The organism is Acinetobacter sp. SAAs474, from assembly GCF_032823475.1.
Lineage (GTDB): Bacteria > Pseudomonadota > Gammaproteobacteria > Pseudomonadales > Moraxellaceae > Acinetobacter.
The window spans coordinates 2,458,240-2,481,292 of the sequence record NZ_CP127915.1 but is presented as its reverse complement, the minus strand read 5'-3'; the positions used below and the strand labels follow the sequence as shown (position 1 = coordinate 2,481,292).

General features: G+C 35.0%; 20 protein-coding genes and 1 riboswitch. Of the genes, 13 read left to right on the top strand and 7 right to left on the bottom strand.

Going from position 1 to position 23,053, the window contains the following annotated elements:
* The first annotated feature begins 88 nt into the window (after window positions 1–88).
* Window positions 89–1,087, top strand: a complete 999-nt coding sequence (gene cysK / locus QSG86_RS12645; RefSeq protein ID WP_317031822.1) for a cysteine synthase A — start codon at window positions 89–91, stop codon at window positions 1,085–1,087.
* Window positions 1,088–1,449: 362 nt separating this feature from the next.
* On the opposite strand, the gene QSG86_RS12640 is transcribed toward cysK, so the two are convergent.
* Complete coding sequence (locus QSG86_RS12640; RefSeq protein ID WP_317031821.1) at window positions 1,450–1,983, bottom strand: PadR family transcriptional regulator; 534 nt, start codon at window positions 1,981–1,983, stop codon at window positions 1,450–1,452.
* A gap of 139 nt (window positions 1,984–2,122) precedes the next feature.
* Between QSG86_RS12640 and QSG86_RS12635 the strand changes: the two genes are divergently transcribed.
* Window positions 2,123–4,147 carry an NADPH-dependent 2,4-dienoyl-CoA reductase gene (locus QSG86_RS12635; RefSeq protein ID WP_317031820.1) on the top strand — a complete coding sequence of 675 codons (2,025 nt, stop codon included), beginning with the start codon at window positions 2,123–2,125 and terminating at the stop codon, window positions 4,145–4,147.
* Between the two features lie 357 nt (window positions 4,148–4,504).
* Window positions 4,505–5,626: a YheT family hydrolase gene (locus QSG86_RS12630; protein ID WP_317031819.1), complete on the top strand. Its 1,122-nt coding sequence runs from the start codon at window positions 4,505–4,507 to the stop codon at window positions 5,624–5,626.
* 154 nt (window positions 5,627–5,780) lie between these two features.
* Here QSG86_RS12630 and QSG86_RS12625 read toward each other — a convergent pair whose 3' ends face one another.
* Window positions 5,781–6,245, bottom strand: a complete 465-nt coding sequence (locus tag QSG86_RS12625; RefSeq protein ID WP_317031818.1) for an internalin — start codon at window positions 6,243–6,245, stop codon at window positions 5,781–5,783.
* Between the two features lie 626 nt (window positions 6,246–6,871).
* Between QSG86_RS12625 and QSG86_RS12620 the strand changes: the two genes are divergently transcribed.
* From QSG86_RS12620 to QSG86_RS12580, 9 genes are all read left to right on the top strand, one after another.
* Window positions 6,872–8,512 carry a CTP synthase gene (locus QSG86_RS12620; protein WP_317031817.1) on the top strand — a complete coding sequence of 547 codons (1,641 nt, stop codon included), beginning with the start codon at window positions 6,872–6,874 and terminating at the stop codon, window positions 8,510–8,512.
* A gap of 31 nt (window positions 8,513–8,543) precedes the next feature.
* The gene (gene kdsA / locus QSG86_RS12615; RefSeq protein ID WP_317031816.1) at window positions 8,544–9,401 is read left to right on the top strand and encodes a 3-deoxy-8-phosphooctulonate synthase; all 858 of its coding nucleotides are present in this window, start codon (window positions 8,544–8,546) and stop codon (window positions 9,399–9,401) included.
* A gap of 55 nt (window positions 9,402–9,456) precedes the next feature.
* Window positions 9,457–10,746 (top strand): phosphopyruvate hydratase, encoded by a 1,290-nt coding sequence (gene eno, locus QSG86_RS12610; RefSeq protein ID WP_317031815.1) that lies wholly within the window; start codon window positions 9,457–9,459, stop codon window positions 10,744–10,746.
* A 20-nt stretch (window positions 10,747–10,766) separates the two neighbouring features.
* Window positions 10,767–11,159, top strand: a complete 393-nt coding sequence (locus QSG86_RS12605) for a septum formation initiator family protein (RefSeq protein WP_317031814.1) — start codon at window positions 10,767–10,769, stop codon at window positions 11,157–11,159.
* Window positions 11,137–11,853: a 2-C-methyl-D-erythritol 4-phosphate cytidylyltransferase gene (ispD, locus tag QSG86_RS12600; RefSeq protein ID WP_317031813.1), complete on the top strand. Its 717-nt coding sequence runs from the start codon at window positions 11,137–11,139 to the stop codon at window positions 11,851–11,853. The genes QSG86_RS12605 and ispD overlap by 23 nt, the downstream gene beginning before the upstream one ends.
* A 143-nt stretch (window positions 11,854–11,996) precedes the next feature.
* Window positions 11,997–13,136, top strand: a complete 1,140-nt coding sequence (gene rodA, locus QSG86_RS12595; RefSeq protein WP_317031812.1) for a rod shape-determining protein RodA — start codon at window positions 11,997–11,999, stop codon at window positions 13,134–13,136.
* A gap of 149 nt (window positions 13,137–13,285) precedes the next feature.
* Window positions 13,286–13,374, top strand: a riboswitch (glycine riboswitch).
* A gap of 135 nt (window positions 13,375–13,509) precedes the next feature.
* Window positions 13,510–14,757: a D-amino acid dehydrogenase gene (locus QSG86_RS12590; protein ID WP_317031811.1), complete on the top strand. Its 1,248-nt coding sequence runs from the start codon at window positions 13,510–13,512 to the stop codon at window positions 14,755–14,757.
* A 189-nt stretch (window positions 14,758–14,946) separates the two neighbouring features.
* Entirely contained in the window at window positions 14,947–15,168 is a 222-nt protein-coding gene (locus QSG86_RS12585; protein WP_317032572.1) for a hypothetical protein, read from the top strand.
* A gap of 345 nt (window positions 15,169–15,513) precedes the next feature.
* Entirely contained in the window at window positions 15,514–15,990 is a 477-nt protein-coding gene (locus tag QSG86_RS12580) for a hypothetical protein (RefSeq protein ID WP_317031810.1), read from the top strand.
* Between the two features lie 402 nt (window positions 15,991–16,392).
* Here the strand turns inward: QSG86_RS12580 and QSG86_RS12575 are convergent, their stop codons facing one another.
* Window positions 16,393–16,929 (bottom strand): CAP domain-containing protein, encoded by a 537-nt coding sequence (locus tag QSG86_RS12575; RefSeq protein ID WP_317031809.1) that lies wholly within the window; start codon window positions 16,927–16,929, stop codon window positions 16,393–16,395.
* Between the two features lie 780 nt (window positions 16,930–17,709).
* On the opposite strand from QSG86_RS12575, the gene pepN reads away from it, so the two are divergent.
* Window positions 17,710–20,319, top strand: coding sequence for an aminopeptidase N (gene pepN / locus QSG86_RS12570; RefSeq protein WP_317031808.1), 2,610 nt, complete (start codon window positions 17,710–17,712; stop codon window positions 20,317–20,319).
* Window positions 20,320–20,430: 111 nt separating this feature from the next.
* Here pepN and QSG86_RS12565 read toward each other — a convergent pair whose 3' ends face one another.
* From QSG86_RS12565 to QSG86_RS12550, 4 genes are all read right to left on the bottom strand, one after another.
* A complete protein-coding gene (locus QSG86_RS12565) occupies window positions 20,431–20,877 on the bottom strand; it encodes a universal stress protein (RefSeq protein WP_317031807.1) in 447 nt (148 codons plus the stop codon).
* A gap of 51 nt (window positions 20,878–20,928) precedes the next feature.
* Entirely contained in the window at window positions 20,929–21,372 is a 444-nt protein-coding gene (locus QSG86_RS12560; protein ID WP_317031806.1) for a universal stress protein, read from the bottom strand.
* Window positions 21,373–22,163: 791 nt separating this feature from the next.
* Window positions 22,164–22,634: a transposase gene (locus QSG86_RS12555; RefSeq protein ID WP_317031805.1), complete on the bottom strand. Its 471-nt coding sequence runs from the start codon at window positions 22,632–22,634 to the stop codon at window positions 22,164–22,166.
* Entirely contained in the window at window positions 22,582–22,977 is a 396-nt protein-coding gene (locus QSG86_RS12550) for a transposase family protein (RefSeq protein ID WP_317031804.1), read from the bottom strand. The genes QSG86_RS12555 and QSG86_RS12550 overlap by 53 nt, the downstream gene beginning before the upstream one ends.
* Between the last annotated feature and the right edge of the window lie 76 nt (window positions 22,978–23,053).

Below are 23,053 nucleotides of genomic sequence, written 5' to 3'. Positions count from 1 at the left end.
ATTGGATTTGATTGAAGCCAATTCTTTTTTTTTCATAAGATAGTATCATCATTGTATTCATTCTTGATAAGACTATGAGGACAAGATTATGACAACTGATGCGGCATTTAAAACACCAGAAAATTTAGGGATTGCTGTTTATCAAAATAATGCTGATGCGATTGGTAATACACCATTAGTTCGCATTAATCGCTTAATTCAAGAACCTGTTACTGTATTGGCAAAAATAGAGAGTCGTAATCCTGCTTTTTCTGTTAAAGATCGTGTTGGTGCTGCATTGATTGCGGATGCTGAGCAGCGTGGTGTACTTAAAAAAGGTATGCATATTGTTGAGCCGACCAGTGGCAATACAGGTATTGCACTGGCATTTGTTGCAGCAGCAAAAGGTTATCCAATTACGTTAACAATGCCTGCGAGTATGAGTTTAGAACGCCGTAAAGTGCTTAAAGCTTTAGGCGCAAATCTGGTATTGACAGAAGCTGCCAAGGGCATGAAAGGTGCGGTGGAAGAAGCTCAGCGTTTAGCGAATGAGCAACCTGAGCTTTATTTTCTACCTCAACAATTTGAAAACCCAGCTAACCCTGCAATTCATGAGGCAACCACGGGTCCTGAGATTTGGCAGGCGACGCAAGGTCAAGTCGATATTTTAGTGGCAGGTGTAGGAACAGGTGGAACCATTACCGGTATTTCACGTTATTTTGAAAATGTGAAAAATCAACCGATATATTCAGTCGCAGTAGAGCCTGCTGATTCACCTATTATTGGGCAAACTAAACGTGGTGAAACACCAACACCAGGACCACATAAAATTCAGGGAATAGGAGCGAATTTTATTCCTAAGAACTTGGATTTAGATTTGGTTGATGAGGTGATCGCAATTGATAATCAAGTTGCTATTGATTGGGCGCGTAAAGCAGCAACTCAAGAAGGGCTCTTTGTTGGAATCTCATGTGGTGCGGCACTTGCTGCAGCAGCCCAACTGGCTCAACGTCCAGAAAATGCGGGTAAAAACATTGTGGTGATATTACCTGATGGTGGTGAACGTTATTTATCCTCAGTTTTATTTGATGATATTAAAGTAGACTAAACGTTTTGATTCTATAGATATTGATAAAACGTGTTGGTGGATGGATCTATTGATTATTGGTTTATTTTAATCAGTAAAATAAGCTGTTTATAAAAAATCAATAGATCCATTTATATCACGGTATTTGGCGTTAAATTGTATAAAATGCGATTTTAAAGCAATAAAATACCTATAGTTTTAGCAATCATGTCAAGCTAACTCGATTCATTAATCTGTTTTGATCATCAAAATAGGCTATAAGATTTTTGTTAAATATAATTTTTACACCATTAAATAAAATTAATGATATACACATCTATCGACATCTTAAATATTTAAAATATAACGTCAAAGGATGATGTCATTATATGATGAAATAGAGATTAAAATTTTTTAAGTTCAGGGATAATCTTTTCTAACCACTTAATCCAACCAGTTTCTAAATCAATACCTAATTGTAAAATCATTTTATGGATATATAAAGTACGATCATCATGATCGTTATGTGCAAAATCTTTTTGATAAATAGCGGTGTAAGTATTGAGTTTATTTTGATGATGAATGAGGTGTTGTTCTAATTCAGGTAGAATTTGATTGCCACCTAATTGTGCTTCTGCACGTAGACGAACCATAAGCTCTTCTCGTAACTGTGCTGGTTCACTATTTTTGACCATCCAATTGGCCAGCTCCGCTCTACCTGATTGTTCAACTTGATAGGTTTTTTTTCGACTATTTGGTGCAGATGTGAGCATGGTCGATATCCAGCCTTTTTGCAACATATGATTCAGTTCACGATAAATCTGTTGATGTGTTGCTCCCCAAAAGAACCCCATAGATCGATCAAAGCGACGTGCCAACTCAATACCGCTGCTTGGCTTTTCTATTAGGCTGGTGAGTAAGACATGTGCTAAAGACATAATGTATCAGAATCAAAATATTGTATAAGTTTATTATGCAACATATTGCATAGGAATAAAATATGCTTTATAAGTTTGTGCAACAAGTTGCATAAATAGATCACGATTTAGCCAGATACTACATCAATGAGAGGGACCGATGTCAAATTTTCCAAATTTATTAGCACCTTTGGATTTAGGTTTTACAGTTTTAAAAAATCGTGTATTGATGGGATCAATGCATACTGGGCTTGAAGAAGTTGAAAATGGCTTTGAGCGTACGGCTGCATTTTATGCAGAACGAGCAAAAGGTGGTGTTGCATTGATTGTGACTGGTGGTGTTGCGCCCAATGATCAAGGTGTTACTTTTGCTGGGGGAGCAAAACTAGATTCAATTCAAACGGCAGAGAAACATAAATTAATTACTCAAGCCGTACATCAAGTTGGCGGTAAAATTGCAATGCAAATTTTACATACTGGACGGTATTCTTATCAGGCACAAAATGTTGCACCATCTGCAATTCAGGCACCGATTAATGCAGTAAAACCACATGCATTAACTTCAGCTGAAGTTTGGCAGACGATTGCTGATTTTGTCAATTGCGCAAAACTGGCACAGTATGCAGGCTATGATGGTGTTGAAATCATGGGCTCAGAAGGTTATTTAATTAATGAGTTTATTGCGGCACGGACTAATCATCGTCATGATGAATGGGGAGGAAGTTATCAGAACAGAATCCGTTTAGCATTAGAAATCGTTCAGCGCATTCGTGCTGAAGTAGGCGAAAATTTTATTATTATTTATCGACTGTCAATGCTTGATCTGGTGGAAGGTGGATCAACACTTCAAGAAATAGTTGATTTAGCTAAACAAATTGAAAAAGCAGGGGCCACGATTATTAATACTGGTATTGGTTGGCATGAAGCAAGAATTCCGACAATAGCAACAAAAGTTCCTCGTGCTGCATTTACTTGGGTGACAGAAAAATTAAAAGGGGAAGTTAATATTCCACTCATTACATCGAATCGTATTAACACACCTGAAATGGCCGAGCACGTATTGAGTCTAGGACATGCGGATATGATTTCGATGGCGCGACCTATGTTGGCTGATCCAGAGTTTGTATATAAAGCCGAACAAGGGCGTAGTGATGAAATTAATACTTGTATTGCATGCAATCAAGCATGTTTAGATCAGATTTTTTCCATGCAAGTCGCTACCTGTTTAGTAAATCCACGTGCATGTCAGGAAACAGAATTAATTTTTAAAACGGCTGCGCAAATTAAAAAAATTGCAGTGATCGGTGCTGGTCCGGCGGGTTTAAGTTTTGCTATTCATGCTGCAGAACGCGGTCATCAAATTACAATTTATGAACGGGAAGCACAAATAGGTGGGCAGTTTAATATTGCTAAAACAGTTCCAGGTAAGGAGGAGTTTTATGAAACATTACGTTATTTTAAACGCCGTATTGAATTACAATCAAATATTAAATTGGTGTTAAACCATACTGCAACGTATGAAGATTTACAAAATAATTCATTTGATGAAATTGTTATAGCGACGGGGGTCGTACCACGACATTTAGAGATTGATGGTATTCATCATCCTAAAGTTTTATCTTATATTGATGTATTAAAATATAAACAACAGGTTGGTCAACGTGTTGCCATTATTGGAGCAGGCGGTATAGGATTTGATACAGCTGAATACTTATCTCAATACGGTGAAAGTGCAAGTCTAAATCCTGAAAAATTTTATACGGAATGGGGAATTGATACTACATATGAAAATGCAGGCGGTATTAAGGTTGCATTACATGAAAAATCACCACGTGAAATTTATTTATTACAGCGTAAAACGACACCTGTAGGCGCTGGATTAGGTAAAACGACGGGTTGGATCCATCGTGCTGATTTAAAAAATAGACAAGTTCATATGATCTCTGGTGTGGATTATCAGAAGATTGATGATCAAGGCTTACATATCACCATCGATCAGCAAACAAAAATTTTAGATGTGGATCATGTTGTAATTTGTGCCGGACAACAGCCTTTTCGTGCTATGTATGAACAATTATGTCACGATGGTTATCAGGTTCATTTGATTGGTGGTGCAAAAGAAGCGGGTGAATTGGATGCAAAACGTGCCATTCGTCAAGGTGCAGAATTAGCCGCTACAATTTGAAATTATAAAGAAAGTGCTTTGCACTTTCTTTTTATCTAGAATGAAAAATACCGATGATAAACTAGGAATATTAAAATCATCAGTAGGTATCATGGTGGTAACGGGTTGATACTAAACTGATCAAAATAAATAGTAATCAATAGAAAAACCCTATTATTGTAAGTAAACTTACATTTATTTTTTGTGTTTTATGTCTCATTATTGGTTGAATATTAAATTAAAATATCAGAGATAGTGTAGTATTTGATGTCTATCTCTTATATGTATTTGATATTCAGTTGGATAGGCTTTTCATCTATGGATATATAACTTGCTATAGCATTGAAAAATCCTAGATAGTGTATATAGGAAGAAAAGATGAAAAATATATTATATAAAGTATGCCGCCGCTATCTAGATCATGCATTTGATGCGCTGATTGGTGCTGAACAACCTAAAATTTATTATAAAGAACAAGGTTATTTAACGCATTTACTGCAATCTTTACCGCAGCTAAAACAGAAATATCGTCCCACTCCTTGGTTGGCAAATACACATCTGCATATTTTATATTTTGATTTTATTAAACAAAAAACAATCAAATTAAAGTATGACCTTATTGAGCGTTTAGTTATGCATGATGGAGGAATTACGGCGATTGCTTGGTTTGGTCTGGAGTTGCCAGAAGAAACACCAACAATTATTTTATTGCATACCTTAACAGGCTCTCCAGAAAGTATGGCTGAAGTCGTGCAAGATCTAAATCGATATACAGGATGGCGAGTTGCATTGTGTATACGTCGTGGACATGCAGATCTTCCGATGACGGTGGCTAAGATTAATCTCTTTGGTTCCACGGATGACTTAAAGGAACAGATTGCTTATATTCAAAAAAAATTTCCAAAATCAATACTTTATGCGGCTGGATCATCTGCTGGAACTGGTTTGTTGGTACGATATTTAGGTGAGGTTGGTGCTGATACGCCAGTTAAGGCTGCATTTGCTTTATGTCCGGGTTATAACACCGAAACAGGTTTTACCAATATTCATCCTGTTTACAGTAGGATTATGGCCAAGAAGTTATTTGAAAAATTTATTTCACCTTATGCAGAGGTCTGGTCTGATTTAAACTCATTACATCAAATAACCGCTGCAAAAAATTTAGCCGAATTTGAGCGTTTTTATTATGAAATGGCTGGCTTTAGCGATTATCAAACATATACACAGATGACCAATCCAATTTATGTTTTTAAAAATATTAAAGTACCTTTACTGTTGTTAAATGCAGAAGATGATCCTGTTTGCCATATTAAAAACTTTGAACCTTATAAGCAGGATATTCAAAAAATGAATAGTATTGCTGTGATTACAACCCGTAAGGGAAGTCACTGTGGTTTTTATCAAGGAACTTTACATACTCAATCATGGGCACATCAATTGATGGCGGATTTTTTTAAACGTTATCATCATTCAGTTATGTCATCTTCAATCCGGGAATAATGCTGTACTTGATGAATGATGAATATTGTCATGGTGTAATATGGGTCATTAAAAAATCTCCAGCTTTTTAGTCAAAGTCTGGAGATTTTTATTTGCTTTATCTCATCAATTGATGATAGCTAGATGAGTTAAATCGCTATATCAATCGTATCGATTAATTTTTTAATGCAGGCGTTGCCGCTGCGATTGCTGCTGCAACAGCATCATCTTCAGATTGTACTTTATTGTTCACAGCAGCTTGTGGTGCAGGTGTAGTCGTGATTTTTTTCTCTTCTACAGCCGTGTTTGTTACAGTTGTTTTACTACTGTTGCTATTACTGGTCGATGCTGTTGGGTTTGTTTCAACAGGTTTAGTGTTGGAAGGCTCGGTGTAGCTTGGTTGTTGAGTTTCACGCTGTGTTTCTGTTATAGCTGGCGCTGTAGGTTGGGTATTGCTGTCTGTCGTTACTGTGACTTCTTCTTGTACTTGAGTTGCTTCAAGTGCTTTAAAATCCGCTGGTTCAACTTGACTTGCTGCAGTTTTTTCTTGCTCATCTTCACTTGGTGATTCTTTTTTTACGCATGCTGTTACCAGTAAAGCAGTGGCAAGTGCGCCTAAGATCAATAACTTTTTATTCATAATTGCACAAAAATAGTGGTCTAGAGAGATAGGTTAATTATAACAGTAAAATAGATGAATGAAATCTTATCTTGTTGCAGACTGTGAAACTTTTATCAATTGGATACATTAATTATGACTTTAGTCGTATTTAAAATCGATCCTCTGTGATAAATGATATATGTTTAATTCTAAAATGGCACAACATAGCGCTGATTATGGCACTATCTTTAATTTTGTAAGGCTAGTTGTGGTGAGTTTAGCTTTATTCTTACAGATATGTTTTATATTGAATCTCGTATTAAAGTGCTCATAAGATCACTCAGTTAAAGGGCTGATCAATTGCTATTTTAGTTTAATTTTACTTGAATTTAAAAAATCTAGTGATCTATTTCGGATGGCTATCGTTTATTGATATAGATCTATTTTGTTGCCATGCGTTGGATGCGAAGCTGGTGTAGTAAATGTTAAAATATAGCGAACAGTAAAATAGATTGACCAATACAATACAATCTTTTGTTTAAAAAATAGGCAAATGTGCAATCTTATTGTAATTGATGCGGAATGACTTTGCTTTATAGGTGCAAGGTAAAGTAAAATCACGCAACATTGTAAGCCGAATTAGGCTCGATTGTACGAGAAACCCAATGACCCATTTTATTTTCGTTACTGGTGGTGTTGTTTCATCACTAGGTAAAGGTATTTCAGCTGCTTCAGTTGCTGCACTTTTAGAAGCCCGTGGTTTAAAAGTAACTATGGTCAAAATGGATCCATATATTAATGTTGATCCAGGAACAATGAGTCCATTCCAACATGGTGAGGTTTTTGTCACAGAGGATGGTGCTGAAACTGACTTAGACTTGGGTTATTACGAACGCTTCTTGCGTCGTGCGAAGATGACAAAGTTAAATAACTTTACATCTGGTCGTGTGTACCAAGACGTATTAAACAAAGAACGCCGTGGTGATTATCTCGGTGGGACAGTTCAAGTAATTCCACACATTACTGACAATATCAAAGAACGTGTACTTCGCGCTGGTGAAGGTTATGACGTTGCAATTGTTGAAATTGGTGGTACGGTAGGGGATATTGAATCTTTACCATTTATGGAATCGGTACGTCAATTAATGGTTGAACTTGGCCATAAGCGTACCATGTTGATGCATTTAACATTACTCCCATATATTAAGTCTGCAGCAGAACTAAAAACCAAACCTACTCAACACTCGGTGAAAGAATTATTATCAATTGGTATTCAGCCTGATATTTTAATTTGCCGTACTGAATATGATGTAGATGCAGATACAACACGTAAAATTGCTTTGTTTACTAACGTAGAAGCACGTGCTGTGGTTGTTTGTAAAGACGCAAAAACCATTTATCAAATTCCGCGAACATTTTATGAACAAAATGTTGATGATTTAATTTGTGAACGTTTTGGTTATCATGACTTACCAGAAGCAGATTTATCTGACTGGGATAATGTGGTCAATACTTTGCTCCACCCAGAATATGTGGTGCGTGTTGCGATGGTCGGTAAATATGTTGAACTGCCAGATGCATATAAATCTGTGAATGAAGCATTACTACATGCTGGTATTCAAAATCAAGTTAAAGTTCAAATTGATTATGTCAACGCTGAAGAACTTGAACAGCAAGATGTGACTGAAGTACTCAAAGATGCCCATGCTATTTTAGTTCCAGGTGGGTTTGGTGAACGTGGTACTGAGGGTAAAATGAAAGCAATTCGTTTTGCTCGTGAGCAAGGGATTCCTTTCTTGGGTATTTGCTTAGGTATGCAATTGGCAGTTATCGAGTACGCACGTAATGTTGCAGGCATTACAGATGCGACATCGACTGAGTTTAATCGTTCAACTAAGTCACCACTGATTGGTTTAATTACTGAGTGGCTAGATGAACGTGGTGAAGTTCAGCAACGTTCAATGGATTCTGACTTAGGTGGTACAATGCGTTTGGGCGCACAAAAATCAGAGTTAGTTCCTGGCACAAAAACATGTCAAGTTTATGGTGCAAATGAGATTGTAGAACGTCATCGCCATCGTTATGAAATGAATAATCGTTATATTGCTGTTTTAGAAGAAAATGGCATGAAAATTTCAGGTTATTCACCTATACAGCGCTTGGTTGAAACGGTTGAAATTCCTGAACATCCTTGGTTCATTGCTGTACAATTCCATCCTGAATTTACAAGTTCACCACGTGATGGTCATCCATTATTTGCTAGTTTTATTGATGCTGCCAAAAAACAGTATCAAAAAACCAAATAATGCCTGTTTAGCATTAAATCAGGAAGTTTAAATGTCACAATTAAAACCACAGGAAATTGTACGTTTAGGCGATATACAAATGGCAAATCATTTGCCATTTGTATTATTCGGCGGAATGAATGTACTTGAATCTAAAGATCTCGCGTTTGAAATAGCGGAAACTTATATTGATATTTGTCAGCGTTTAAATATTCCTTATGTATTTAAAGCGAGTTTTGACAAAGCAAACCGTTCTAGTTTGCATTCTTTTCGTGGCCCGGGTCTGGAAAAAGGTATTGAATGGCTGGCAGCAATTAAAAAACAATTTAATGTGCCAATTATTACGGATGTACATGAACCTTATCAGGCTGCAGAAGTTGCTCAGGTTGCAGATATTATTCAGTTACCTGCATTTTTAAGTCGACAGACTGATCTTGTTGAAGCTATGGCAAAAACCGATGCCATTATCAATATTAAAAAAGCACAGTTTCTTGCTCCACATGAAATGCGTCATATTTTACATAAATGCTTAGAAGCCGGAAATAACAAGCTTATTCTTTGTGAGCGTGGTTCAGCATTTGGCTATAATAATCTAGTTGTTGACATGCTAGGTTTTGACATCATGAAAGAAATGAATGTCCCGGTATTTTTTGATGTAACGCATGCATTGCAAACACCTGGAGGACGTACAGATTCGGCAGGTGGCCGTCGTGCACAAATTGCTACATTAGCACGTGCGGGAATGGCTACAGGTTTGGCTGGATTGTTTTTAGAAGCACATCCAGATCCTGAACAAGCTAAATGTGATGGCCCATGTGCTTTACGTTTGTCACAGTTAGAGCCATTCTTGGCACAGTTGAAAGCATTAGATACCTTAGTGAAAGGTTTTGAAACGCTAGATACACATTAAAATTTACCCTTAAGCTGCTATAGCAGTATTTAATTAATTAACTGAGGAATTGTTCATGAGCCAAATCGTTGACATTCGTGCACGTGAAATTTTGGATTCTCGTGGTAACCCAACCATCGAAGCAGACGTTATCTTAGCATCTGGTGTAGTTGGTCGTGCATGTGCACCATCTGGTGCTTCAACTGGTTCTCGTGAAGCTTTAGAACTTCGTGATGGCGATAAAGCACGTTACTTAGGTAAAGGCGTTCAAACTGCTGTTAATAACGTTAATACAGTGATTCGTGATGCTTTAATTGGCAAGTCAGTATTTGAGCAAAAAGACATCGATAATACGATGATTGCTTTAGATGGTACTGAAAACAAAGAGAAATTAGGTGCTAATGCAACTTTAGCAGTATCACTTGCAGCTGCTCGCGCAGCAGCTGATGAAAAGAAAATTCCTCTTTTCCAATATATCGCAGATTTACGTAATAACAGCATTTTAACCATGCCAGTACCTATGATGAATATCTTAAATGGTGGTGCTCATGCAGACAATACTGTTGATATTCAAGAGTTTATGATTGAGCCTGTTGGTTTCACTTCATTCTCAGAAGCATTACGTGCCGGTACTGAAATTTTTCATGCTTTAAAATCTGTTTTAAAGAAACAGGGTTTAAATACTGCAGTTGGTGATGAAGGTGGTTTTGCACCGAACTTACGTTCAAATGAAGAAGCAATTACGGTCATCTTATCTGCAATTGAGCAAACTGGTTATAAAGCTGGTTCTGATATTATGTTGGCATTAGACTGTGCATCTTCAGAATTCTATAAAGATGGTCAATATATTCTTGCTGGTGAAGGAAATAAAGCGTTTAGCAGTCACCAATTTGCTGATTATCTAGCTGGCTTAGCAAAACAGTATCCAATTATTTCGATTGAAGATGGTTTGGATGAGTCTGATTGGGAAGGTTGGTCTTATTTAACATCTATTTTGGGTGATAAGATTCAATTGGTTGGTGATGATTTGTTTGTTACTAATCCTAAGATTCTTCAACGTGGTATCAATGAAAAAGTTGCAAACTCTATTTTGATCAAATATAACCAAATTGGTACTTTGACTGAAACTTTAGATGCAATTTACTTGGCGAAAGCAAATGGCTACAGTACTGTGATTTCTCATCGTTCTGGTGAAACAGAAGATTCTACTATTGCAGATCTTGCAGTAGGTACAGCTGCTGGTCAAATTAAAACAGGTTCACTATGCCGTTCTGACCGTGTAGCAAAATATAACCAATTACTTCGTATTGAAGAGTTGACTAAAGCGGTTTATCGCGGTAAAGCTGAATTTAAAGGCTTAAATTAAGCGATAGACAGCACATTGATATGTTAAACGTATTTAACTCAATTTCGAGTAAAGTATTATTGGGCCTTGCGATCATTTTGATCGCGGGGTTTCAGTATTTATATTGGTTTGGTGAGGGAGGATATCTTGAACATCAAAAGTTAATGCAGAAAATACAACAGCAAGCTGAGTTTAATGAAGAATTAAAAGAACGTAATCGTATTTTAGCTGCAGAAGTCTATGATCTTAAAAATGGTGTAGAGGCGATCGAAGAGCATGCGAGATTAGATTTGGGTCTAATTAAACCTCATGAAACATTTATTCAGATGAGTACCATTAGTACTCAATATAAACCCGTATATATTAATCCTTATTCAACCAATGATTTAAGAACAAATGAGTCCGAGCAAAATGAAGCCCCACCAACCCCCTAAATTATGGGCAATTATTCCTGCTGCAGGCTCTGGCTCTCGATTTTCATCACATGAATTAAAGCAGTATCAACGCATTCAGTCTAAAACAGTATTAGAACATACCGTGAATCAAATCAATTTACTTGATTTGGCTGGATGTGTACTTGTGGTGAGTGAGCAAGATACATTTGCGAGAACCTTGACATTTGATCATCCTGAAAAAATTCATTTTTGTACCGGTGGAAAAGAACGCGTAGATTCTGTGCGTAATGGATTGGATTATTTATTATCTATTGCTTCAGAAGATGATTGGGTAATGGTGCATGATGCTGCTCGACCTTGTGTACATTTAAGTTCGTTACAATGTTTATCGACAACAGCGATAGCGCAAAATAAGAGTGCTATTTTAGCAACGCCTGTACGTGATACTTTAAAAAAGTCATTCGCCAACCAAAATTATATTGAAAAAACGGTGAACAGGGATCAGCTTTGGCAAGCACAAACGCCACAGATCAGTAAAATTGGCTTATTAAAGTATGCAATTGATCATGCACTTAGCCTTGATAATATAGCGATTACAGATGAAGCCAGTGCTTTGGAAGTTATCCATGAAACCGTATTGATGATACCAGGTCGTGCAGATAACATTAAAATTACTTATCCAGACGACTTAATTTTAGCTAAGTTTATTTTGGCATCACAACATGAACAGTAATGATACTGATTGATGGCCTATCCAGCGAAGTTTGATGATTTGAATTGAACTAAAAATATCATAACAGTGGGTTTAATAGTTCACTCTTACGGACTTTAATTCTATAATTGGCACCATATTTTTGTCTATGATAATTGAATGAAATGATACCTTCAGAGCAGTATCGTTTTTTACGTCACGCCTTACGTGATGGTAGAAGCATTAAAAGAGAATCATCTAGTCGCTGGATGAAATTACATTTAGATCCTTGGCTATTGTGTTTCCTGATTTTAAATGCTTTGCTCGGACTCATGGTAGTTTATAGTGCCACAGCAGGTGATGTGAGTATGGTATTACGTCAAGCGATTAGTTTTGGCATGGGATTCATTATTTTATTTATTTGTGCACAAATTCCTCCCAAAGTCTATCAATTGCTTACACCGTATTTATATACAATTGCCGTTGTGCTTTTAGTTTTGGTGCTATTAATTGGGGAAAAGAAAATGGGTGCAAGGCGATGGATTTTATTGCCTGGTATCGGCAGTATGCAGCCAAGTGAGTTTATGAAATTTGCAATGCCATTAATGATGGCTTGGTATTTTTCATTGAGACCTTTACCACCTAAATTTTTACATATCGTCATTGCTGTTATTTTAATGATGATTCCATTTGCATTGGTTGCATTACAGCCAGATTTAAATATTGGTTTAATTATTCCAGGTATTTTTGTTCTGTTTTTGAGTGGAATGTCATGGAAACTAATTGGTGGTGCTATAACGGGTTTGATGGTTGCTGCACCTGCACTCTGGATGTTTGTTTTACAAGAATATCAAAAAAAACGTGTTATGACTTTATTTGATCCAGAATCAGATGCTTTGGGTGCTGGATGGAATATTATTCAGTCTAAAATTGCCATTGGTTCTGGTGGTATGATTGGTAAAGGTTTTACTGAAGGCACTCAGTCGCATTTAGGATATCTTCCTGAACACCATACCGATTTTATTATGTCAACTTTTGCTGAAGAATTTGGTTTCATTGGTGTTTTCTTTTTATTTAGTTTATTTGCTGCAATTATTATTCGTTGTTTAATGATCAGTATGGATTGTTTTCATAACTTTGGACGTTTATTTGCAGGCGCTACAGGACTAACTTTCTTTTTCTTTGTTTTTTTAAACTCGGGCATGGTTAGCGGTATCTTACCTGTGACTGGAGATCCCTTACCTTTAATGAGTTATGGTGGTACTGCTGTAATTGCATCTTTGGCGGGTATGGGGATTGTGATGTCAATTCACACACATCGTTAATCGTACTTAGCTTGGTTTACAACATGAAGCGCTATTTTAGCGCTTTTTTTATCCATATTATTTGATAACAACGTTAATAATATTCAAGATATATGAGGGGATTCAAGCATAAATAATCATGGCATAAGTTTGATGTTTATGCTACATATTGCATTATTGCAGGAGAGAAACATCTTGATGTTCGCCGAAGGAGCAACCACCCCGGAAACTTTCAGGTACAAAGGACTGTAATAATTTAACAATCTGGAGAGAAGTATAATAATAAATATACTCACCGAAGGGGATGGTGAACTTAGTTTAATTTAAGTTTGCCGAAGCTCTCAGGTAAAAAAGACAGATGGGGCATACACAAAAAACAAGTCAAGGAGTGTTTATGCCACAGATTACAATTATTGGTGCGGGTATTACAGGTGTAACATCTGCCTATGAGCTTGCTTTATTGGGATATGATGTGACGGTAATTGATCGACATTTATATCCAGCAATGGAAACTTCTTATGCAAATGGTGGACAGTTATCAGCATGTAATGCTGAGGTGTGGAATCAAAAAGCCACAGTTTTAAAAGGGCTGAAATGGATGTCGCAAAAAAGTGCCCCTTTATTGTTAAATCCATCTTTTAATTTACATAAATATAGCTGGTTGTTTGAGTTCATGGGGCATATTAAGCATTATGAAAAAAATACCTGTGAAACAGTACGCTTGGCATTATTGGCACGTCAACGCTTATTTGAAATTGCTGAATTAGAAAAGATCGATTTTGATCTAGAAAAAAGAGGCATTCTGCATTTTTATCATCACCAGCAAGATTATGACGTCGCGATTCGAGTCAATGAGCTACTATGCCGTGGTGGATTAAAACGATACGCAGTGACTTCAGCGGAAATTAAGCATATCGAGCCGGCATTAACTCAAAATTATTTTGCTGGTTTTTATTGTCCAGATGATGCTACTGGTGATATTCATAAATTTACGGTGGGATTAGCAAAAGTATGTGAACAAAAGGGGGTTAAATTTATTTGGGGTGCTGCGGTCACAGAGATTAAAGAATTTAAATTGGGTCTTGAAATTGCTTATCAAGCAAGTGATAAAAATATGCAGTTAGATCATGATATTCATCCTATTGTTGCAGATGGAGTTTTAATATGTGCGGGTGTTGGTAGTTATCAACTTGCCGAACTTGTGGGAGATCGTGTTAATGTTTATCCTGTTAAAGGGTATTCAATCACAATTAATTTACAAGATCAGGCATCTTTAGATCAAGCACCGTGGGTGAGTCTATTAGATGAACAAGCTAAAATTGTTACTTCTCGCTTAGGTATAGATCGTTTAAGAGTGGCTGGTACAGCAGAATTTAATGGCTATAATCGAGATATTCGTGTTGATCGAATTCAGCCTTTGATTCACTGGAGTCAGCAAAATTTTAATATTTCTACCGAATATGTTATACCTTGGGCTGGTTTAAGGCCGATGATGCCGAATATGATGCCTGTGATTCGGCAAGGTAAGTCAAATCGGGTTTTCTATAATACAGGGCATGGACATTTGGGATGGACCTTATCGGCTGCAACTGCTGTATTGATCAGTCAATTAATTTTAAAAGAAATACCTTGTATTGAGTAATTGAAATCAGCGCATCATTGCTTTTAATTGTGAGGATATTTCAATTTAGTCTATACAAAGCGGTCAATTGGTGTGAACTAAAGTATGGATCAGAAAAACGTGTTAATACTCAACTTTTTAATGACATCACTTTGAAATATAAAAATATTATAATCCCATTTTTGATGAGGCTTGGAGTATTTTTTGGCAATTTCTATAAATATTTTAGATCAATATATTGAAAAAGTTAAAAGTTTACATCTAAAACCTAAAAAAATCTTGATTGGTTATCGGGCATATGCTGAATTAATGAATAATCGAATTTTTTTTGATGAAGTGATCGGCTCTGCCATGGAGCCGAATCAAAGAACATATCGACAAATTAGAATTAAGATTACTCAAGATGATCATCAGTTGGAAATCAAAACATAATCAAATGTGATTTATAGACTGGGATTGAGAGTATAAGATATTGATGAGTCATAAAAGAGGGTGATATTATTGAGCGACCATAGAGAAAGCATATTTATTATATTATTGTAAGTAATGTACAGTATTTGTGTTAAGTTAATCATTAATATTGACTTTTTTACTAAAAAAATAATATTAATATATTGGTTATCTTTACGATTTTATTGATTTTTTTATAAGATTGAAAAAATAATATTAAAAATTGAAATTAAGTGAAAAAGTTTGTTTTTTATTTGCATTATTCATTCCCTCATTGTTTTTAAATGTGATAACTTGAGTGCTGAGTTTAAAATCATTTAGATTGTTATGAATAGAATATTAGTTTTATCGTTTTTAGTATTAACCTTGAGTATGACTGTAAATGCTCAAGATAATTTAAAAAGTCAGTTAAATAAAAATAAAGTTCAACCAACGAATACCATTAAAATTTCATTGAGACCAGAGATAGTCGGGCTGTGGAGTATGCCTATTCCTAATAATAAGCAATGTATTGAATATTATAATTTTAAAAGTAATAATAATTTAGTCGTTAAAAGTGGTGCAGAATGGTCTACAGGGTTATATGAATATCAACCAAATCAACAAATGGATAATAAACAAGCTATTCTAACCTTAAATATTCAGTATGATAATAATCAGTTAGATTGTTCAGGAAATCGTATTGATCAATCGGGAGAAATTTCTCAATATTTAATTAAATGGCGTAATGCACGCTCTTTTGAACTGTGTAATACAGATAAAAGTAGTCAATGCTTTGCTGTTTTACATAAGGTAAGCCCTTAATAGTATGCATAGATTTTATATTTCTCTTTGTTTTTTAGTCCTAAGCCCTAAGTGGTTTTAAATTGAATTAACTATGAAATAGAAAATAATCATGCTATAGAGGATCAGAGATATTCTGTTAAGTCATCATTAAACACTTTTTTAGCTGATAGTAGCAATATAGCTTTAGCTTATGTTTTAGGCTAATTTTAGTACTGTTAGAGCAGCAATCAAGCTTGATGATTAAAATATAATTGAGCCAAAGCACAGAGAGCTAACGTCATTAAGTGGCATGCGAGATATATGGGTAAGTAAGCCTACTGTTAAGATCGTAATGGTGATATTGCCATTATTTATTGTTAAAAACCTTACTGGATAAACAATCAATCCAGTAAGGTATTAAGAATGACATGATGATTACTGTTAACTTTGCATATTTCGACCAAAATGTTGTACCCAGTAATTGCGTTTAGTTTGTGAATTGGTTACACATGAAATTGCGTACTCAGTATAACGTTCATCCATAAGCGTACTACAATGGGAAGGGCTTAGTTTTAACCAGTCCATTAAGGCTTCATCCATACTCCCTTGTCCGCTTGCTAAATTTTCACCACCTGCACTTCCTGTGTATCCTGCTTGTTGCATACGCGCTCGTAAATTATTTCCTATTCGGTCTAAATGATTAATCCTCTTTTGTTCTGCATTGTCTTTTGCCTGAACTTGTGCACTTTTATATAGAGTATTGCTCCATTTCAAATGGTTCGCTGCAGAGAGTTGCATATTGCCACAGACTTGAGGGCGTGATCGTATACTATTAATTTGCTTTAATATTTCCTCACGATAATTTGGATTTTTAACCAAATCACATGTAATGGTTTTGGCTTTTTTTATATCTGCCTGCGCTATATTAATAATATAGAAGTTTACTATTAATATAACTAAAATTTTATTTATATTCATAGCTTATTTTAGTTTTTAATTAACATGTATGAATAATTACCATATTTTTAAATAAGATTAATCATATATTTTATAAAATTGTGTGATTTTATGTAATAAAATTTAAATAATTTAAAATCAAAGTGCTGTAGCATGGTATTTGATTTATATGAGTATATTGTTAACAGTTTGAAAATAAAAGATATTAAAATTTAAATTGGCTTTATTTTATGTGAAATATAAACCTTTTTGTTTAAATTCTTTAATTATCAGATATTTATGATTTAATTATTGCAAATGAATTTGTTTATGATTAAAAAAGTTATATTTTTTAAATAATTAAATTAAATATCAATTTAATAGTTTTAGTTTTATAAATAAGCAGTAATTAAAAAATTTTAATCTTTAATGATTTTTTAAAATATCTATTTGATTGTTAATATAAAAATATGATTGAATATTGTTCTTCATATAAAATATTTTATTGCTGATTATTTTTTAATGATGATCTTAATCACAAGTTAAAAATAATAAGAATTTTTGATTAAATATCGTTGAGTTTTTATTTATAATATGTTGAATTTTAATGGTTTATTCTTTTAATTTTAATTGAAAAAATCGACATGATTGATCTCATGGACTAGAAGGTTATACATTTTATGATAAATCCTGAAAGGAATGGATTGAAAATATAAGGAATGGAACCATATGTAACAGATAGGGACGAAGAATTGAATTTGGGTTATTTTATATCAATTCAATAATTTGCCAAATATATGAAATCAATAATCAGGACTGAATATGAATATTGCAGCAAATCCAGTAGTTGAAACAGATCAAACGATCTATTTAAAAGACTATCAAAAACCATCTTATTCGGTTGATTCTATTTACTTAGATATTCAAGTTTTTGCTGATCATAGTCAGGTGCATTCAAAACTGGTGATGCAGCGTCAAGCAGATGGCGATCTGGTCTTATTGGGTCGAGATCTTGAATTGAAATCAATTCGATTAAATGATCAGCTCTTGTCTAGCAGCGAGTATCAATTAGATGCGGAAAAACTTGTCATTACAGATGCTCCAAATTTTGCAGTGATAGATATTACAGTCGTTATTCATCCTGAGTCCAATACTCAGCTAGAAGGACTATATCTTGCTGGTTCTGATTTATTTGTTACTCAAAATGAACCTGAAGGTTTTCGTAAAATTACCTTTTATCCGGATCGTCCAGACGTTTTATCGGTTTTTACGACCCGTGTCGAAGCAGATAAAAAGTATCCAGTATTATTAGCGAATGGTAATTTAATAGAAGCTGGTGAAGTTGGTGAACATCGTCATTATACCATTTGGCAAGATCCTACAAAAAAACCAAGTTATTTATTTGCTTGTGTGATTGGTGATCTTGCTGTTTTAAAAGATCACTATGTGACTTCTGAAGGACGTCAGGTCTCTTTAGAAATTTATGCAGAACAAAAAGATATTCCTAAGTGTAATATTGCCATGCAAGCATTAAAACATGCTATGCGTTGGGACGAAGAACATTATGGTCGTCCATATGATTTGGACAACTACATGATTGTTGCCACCAGTGCTTTTAATATGGGTGCTATGGAAAATAAAGGGTTAAATATCTTTAATACTTCATGTGTACTTGCTGATGAGGAATATACCACTGATGCTGCAATTATGCGTGTTCAATCTGTGATTGCTCATGAGTATTTCCATAACTGGACAGGCAATCGTATTACCTGTAGAGACTGGTTTCAATTATGTTTGAAAGAAGGATTAACGGTTTTCCGTGATCAATCTTTTTCTGAAGACCTACAGTCAGCAGCAGTACAGCGAATTGATGATGTTGCTGTATTAAAAGCACATCAATTTCCTGAAGATTCAGGCCCATTGTCACATCCGCCACGTCCAGACCATTTTGTTGAAATTAATAATTTCTATACAGCAACCGTTTATGAAAAAGGTGCTGAGATTAATCGCATGATGGCGACCTTACTGGGTAAGGATAAATTTCGCAAAGGAACTGATGAGTATTTTAAACGCCATGATGGCCAAGCGGTAACAGTAGAGGACTGGGTTGCTGCTTTAACGGCCGGTTCTGGTACTGATTTATCTGCATTTTTAACTTGGTATAACCAACCTGGAACGCCTCAGCTTGAAGTTAAGGGAGATTATAATGCACAGACTCAAACGTATCGTTTAAGTTTAAAACAAAGCCTAAAAGCACATCCAAAATATGCAAACTTAAAAGCATTACCTATTCCTGTTGCATTGGCATTATTTGATAGTAATAGTGGCGAACAGTTAGCTTTAAATTCTAATGCATTGGTTGAAAATGGTGTCAAGGATGGTGTTTATCTCTTTGATCAAGATGAAGCCGTCATTGAGTTTAAAGCGGTGATCACAAAACCAGTTGTTTCTTTGTTGCGTAATTTTTCTGCACCAGTCAATCTTGATTTTAATTATTCAGATGAAGACTTAGCATTTTTGCTACAATATGAAACAAATGGCTTTAATCAGTGGCAGGCAACCCAAACATTGCTTGAACGTATCTTGCTAAATAATCATTCTGCTGAAATTTATATTCAAGCCATGAAAAATGTTTTGCCAGACTTAATTGAAAAAGATCCGTTATTGGCTTCACGATTATTTGATGTGCCAAGTGAAGGTTATTTGGCAGGGCGGATTGATTGCAACTATCAGCCTGCATTAATACAAGAAAAACGTAATGTGCTACTAAAAAAATTAGCGCTTGAATTAGGATCATTTTGTAAAGATACCTATTTAGGTTTAGATCCAAGCTTACAACAAGAGTTTTCTCAAGCTATGGGTATTCGTGCACTTAAAAATATTTTACTCAGTATGATGGCGCGTCAAGGTGATTCTTCGGTATTTGAGCTTGCAGCAGCGCAATATCATGATAGTTCTAATATGTCAGAGCGTTTAGGTGCATTACGTGTTTTAGTATGGTATGATGCACCACAAGCAGCAATGATTCTGGAAGATTTCTATCGTCGTTTTAAAGATGAAGCATTGTCGATGGATCAGTGGTTTATGGTTCAGGCTGCTCATCCTCAAGCAACAGCTCAAACGTTGCGACTATTAACTCAGCATCCAGATTATGATTTAGCAATACCCAATCGTATTCGTGCAGTAAGTGGCGGATTGAATAGTAATCCTGTTAATACATGGACATTTGGTGTTGATCACTTTATTGATTTAGCAAAATATTTGGATGAAAAGAATCCGATTATGGGTGCTCGTTTATTACAGGTACTTTCACGATGGTATACTTTGGCTGAGCCACAGCGTAGTGATGTAAAAGAAAAGCTGGAAGCCTTAAAGTCTATGATTCACTCTAAAAATGTGAGTGAGACCTTGTCGAGCATGTTAAATGTTTAAAATAAGTAGTTAAGATATATTGGTATCTTATTGTTTATAATGATATGCCAGCCAATTAAAAATTGGCTGGCATATGAAATTAAAAGAATATTAATATTGTCATCGGAGGGTTTATATTTTTACAATAAGCACAGGAATAGGTGATAGTGTTAAAACATTTTGTGCCACGCTGCCAAGCATCATCTTTTTAAACCCTGTTCGACCATGTGAACCCATTACAATTAAGTCTGCACAAACTTCATCTGCAATCGTAATAATACCTTCAGCAGCCGATACACCACGAATAATTTTCATGTTAACTTCAATACCATCACGAATAAATAAGTGTGCGATATCTTTTAATCTTAATTGAGCATTTTCTTCTGCTTTCATAAAATAGTCAGTTACCGCTGGGGCAACTTTATAAAAATCAACACCAACAAACGGATCAACAGCAATAACACTCATAATGGTTACTACAGCATTGAGTTCTTTGGCAAGACTCAGGGCTTGTTCTACCGCAGAATAAGAGATTGGTGATTCGTCTACAGCAATCAGAATGTGTTTATAGGTAGACATGTATGTCCCTCTCTAAAATTTTTAAGATTTATTGAGCACTTTCGTTATAGATTATTGTTTAATAATAAGAACAGGAAGTTGAGTATTACTTAGTACATCTTGAGCAAAGCTACCTAAAAGGATTTTTTGAAAGCCTTTACGCCCATGTGAACCCATTACAATTAGATCTGCTTTTTTATCAATAGATACTTTAGCAATCGTTTTTGCATTCACAGGTCCTTCAATAATTTCAGCCTCAGCATTTATACCAAATTCTTCTGCAAGAGTACGAGCCTCTTTGAGAGCCTCTTTTGCATTCGCATGTGCTTGAGCAAAATAGTCTTTCATGATCGCTGATGAATAGTAAAAGTCAGCATCTGTGAATGGATCTTCAGCAATTAAACTAATTAGAGAAAGTTGGCTATTAAACGCTTTAGCAATCTCTGCTGCTTTTTTAACAGCAGAATAGGAAATTTGAGACCCATCAACAGGTACAATAATATGTTGGTATGACACGACACTTTCTCCGTGGTGTTATTAATATTTTTCCATTTATTCATACCATATTTTTTTAAGATAAGCGAAGCATTCAAATTAATATTTATTAAAAATATCATATTCCATTAAATATGAAGTTTATTTTGCTACAAATTACGCGATATTTTAATTTTTAGTCCAATTGATTTCTTGTAGAAAGCAAAAAAATAGATTGTTTTTTAATCGGTTTTATTTTGGATGTTTTGAGCGTGGATCGATAATGTATGGATCAACTGTATTGATTGCAAGGTCATATTTAAAATCAAGACAGATTATGATGGCTAAGCTTAAGAAAGTATTGAACAGTTTGTTGGAAATACTAAACTTTATTTCACCTGACTAATTGTTATCATACTTTAGAATCAATAGATTCAATAATGATAGGTTATGTTGAGGATCACCTAATTCAATCCAAGTTATTGAAAAAAATTGCCCGAAGCCAAAGGAAGGAGATTGATTGGAATATAGTACTTGTCATGTATCATCGTAGTTTTAATATAAAGATTTAAGGAAAAAATAAAGCGATCATAGTTAAAAAAGAAGTATATTTTAAAGTGTAGACTATACCAGTATTAACCTCTAATTAAAATGGATACTCAAAATTTAGAAAATTACATCTAAATATTTGATTTTTTTGATAAATATAATCAATGAAAGTATGAGTTCTATAGCAATCATTTATTTTTAGTTAAGTCTACAAAATGCGACATAAATACTCAGCTAAGATTTTATTTTCAATAAATTCATAAAAAATAGAGCTCTTTCATAAGTCATTTTCTGCTCAGTTCCATATTATAAATTCCAGCAATTAAATTAAATCTTAAACCCAGTCTTTTTCCTCTGTTACGATATCGCTCAGCAAGAATTTTAAAGGTTTTCAAACGACCAAATATATGCTCAATGCTCATTCTCCTCTTGTTTATTTCGTGGTTATAAATTTTCAGCTCAGGATCTAATGTGCAACGCTTTTTTGCTTTTAATGGCAATAGACTATTCGGATACACGGCATAAAGTCCTTGATAGCCCTTATCTGCGAGAATAAAGCCACCTACAGGAATCTGATGCAAGTTACGTTTGAATAATTCGAAATTATGCACAGCACCTCGGCTTGTACATAAACTCAGAATTTGCTGAGTTCTATAATGAATGATCGCTTGAACTTTGAAAGTATGTACCTTCTTCTTGCCGCTATAGCTTTTTTTCTGTTTTTTTAGGCCGTTGTATTGGAATTTCTGTAGCATCTACGATGACCACATTCCAGTCTATGCCTTCGCCTTCTGGCAAATGCTTCGGTAAATTAAATAGATTAGACTTGATGAGGCAATCCTCTACATGACGCACAATTCTTGAAGCTGTGGGCTCTGAAACTCCGTAACTTGTAGCAACATGAAATAAGGTTCGGTACTCACGCCAATAGCTTAGGCATAAGAGAATCTGATCCTCTATGCTTAATTTGGGTGGCCTGCCTTTGGAAGGAGTTTGCTTCTTTAATTGCTCAACCATTAAATCAAAAGTTGACCACGAGATGCCTGTATAGCGCTTAAACTGTGTTTCAGAAAGCTTTTTTGAGTCGATGTATTTCATCTGTAAATTATGCACGAATACTCAGAAAATTAGAGACTAAATATTAGTTAGAAGATGACTATTTTTTGATTTATGA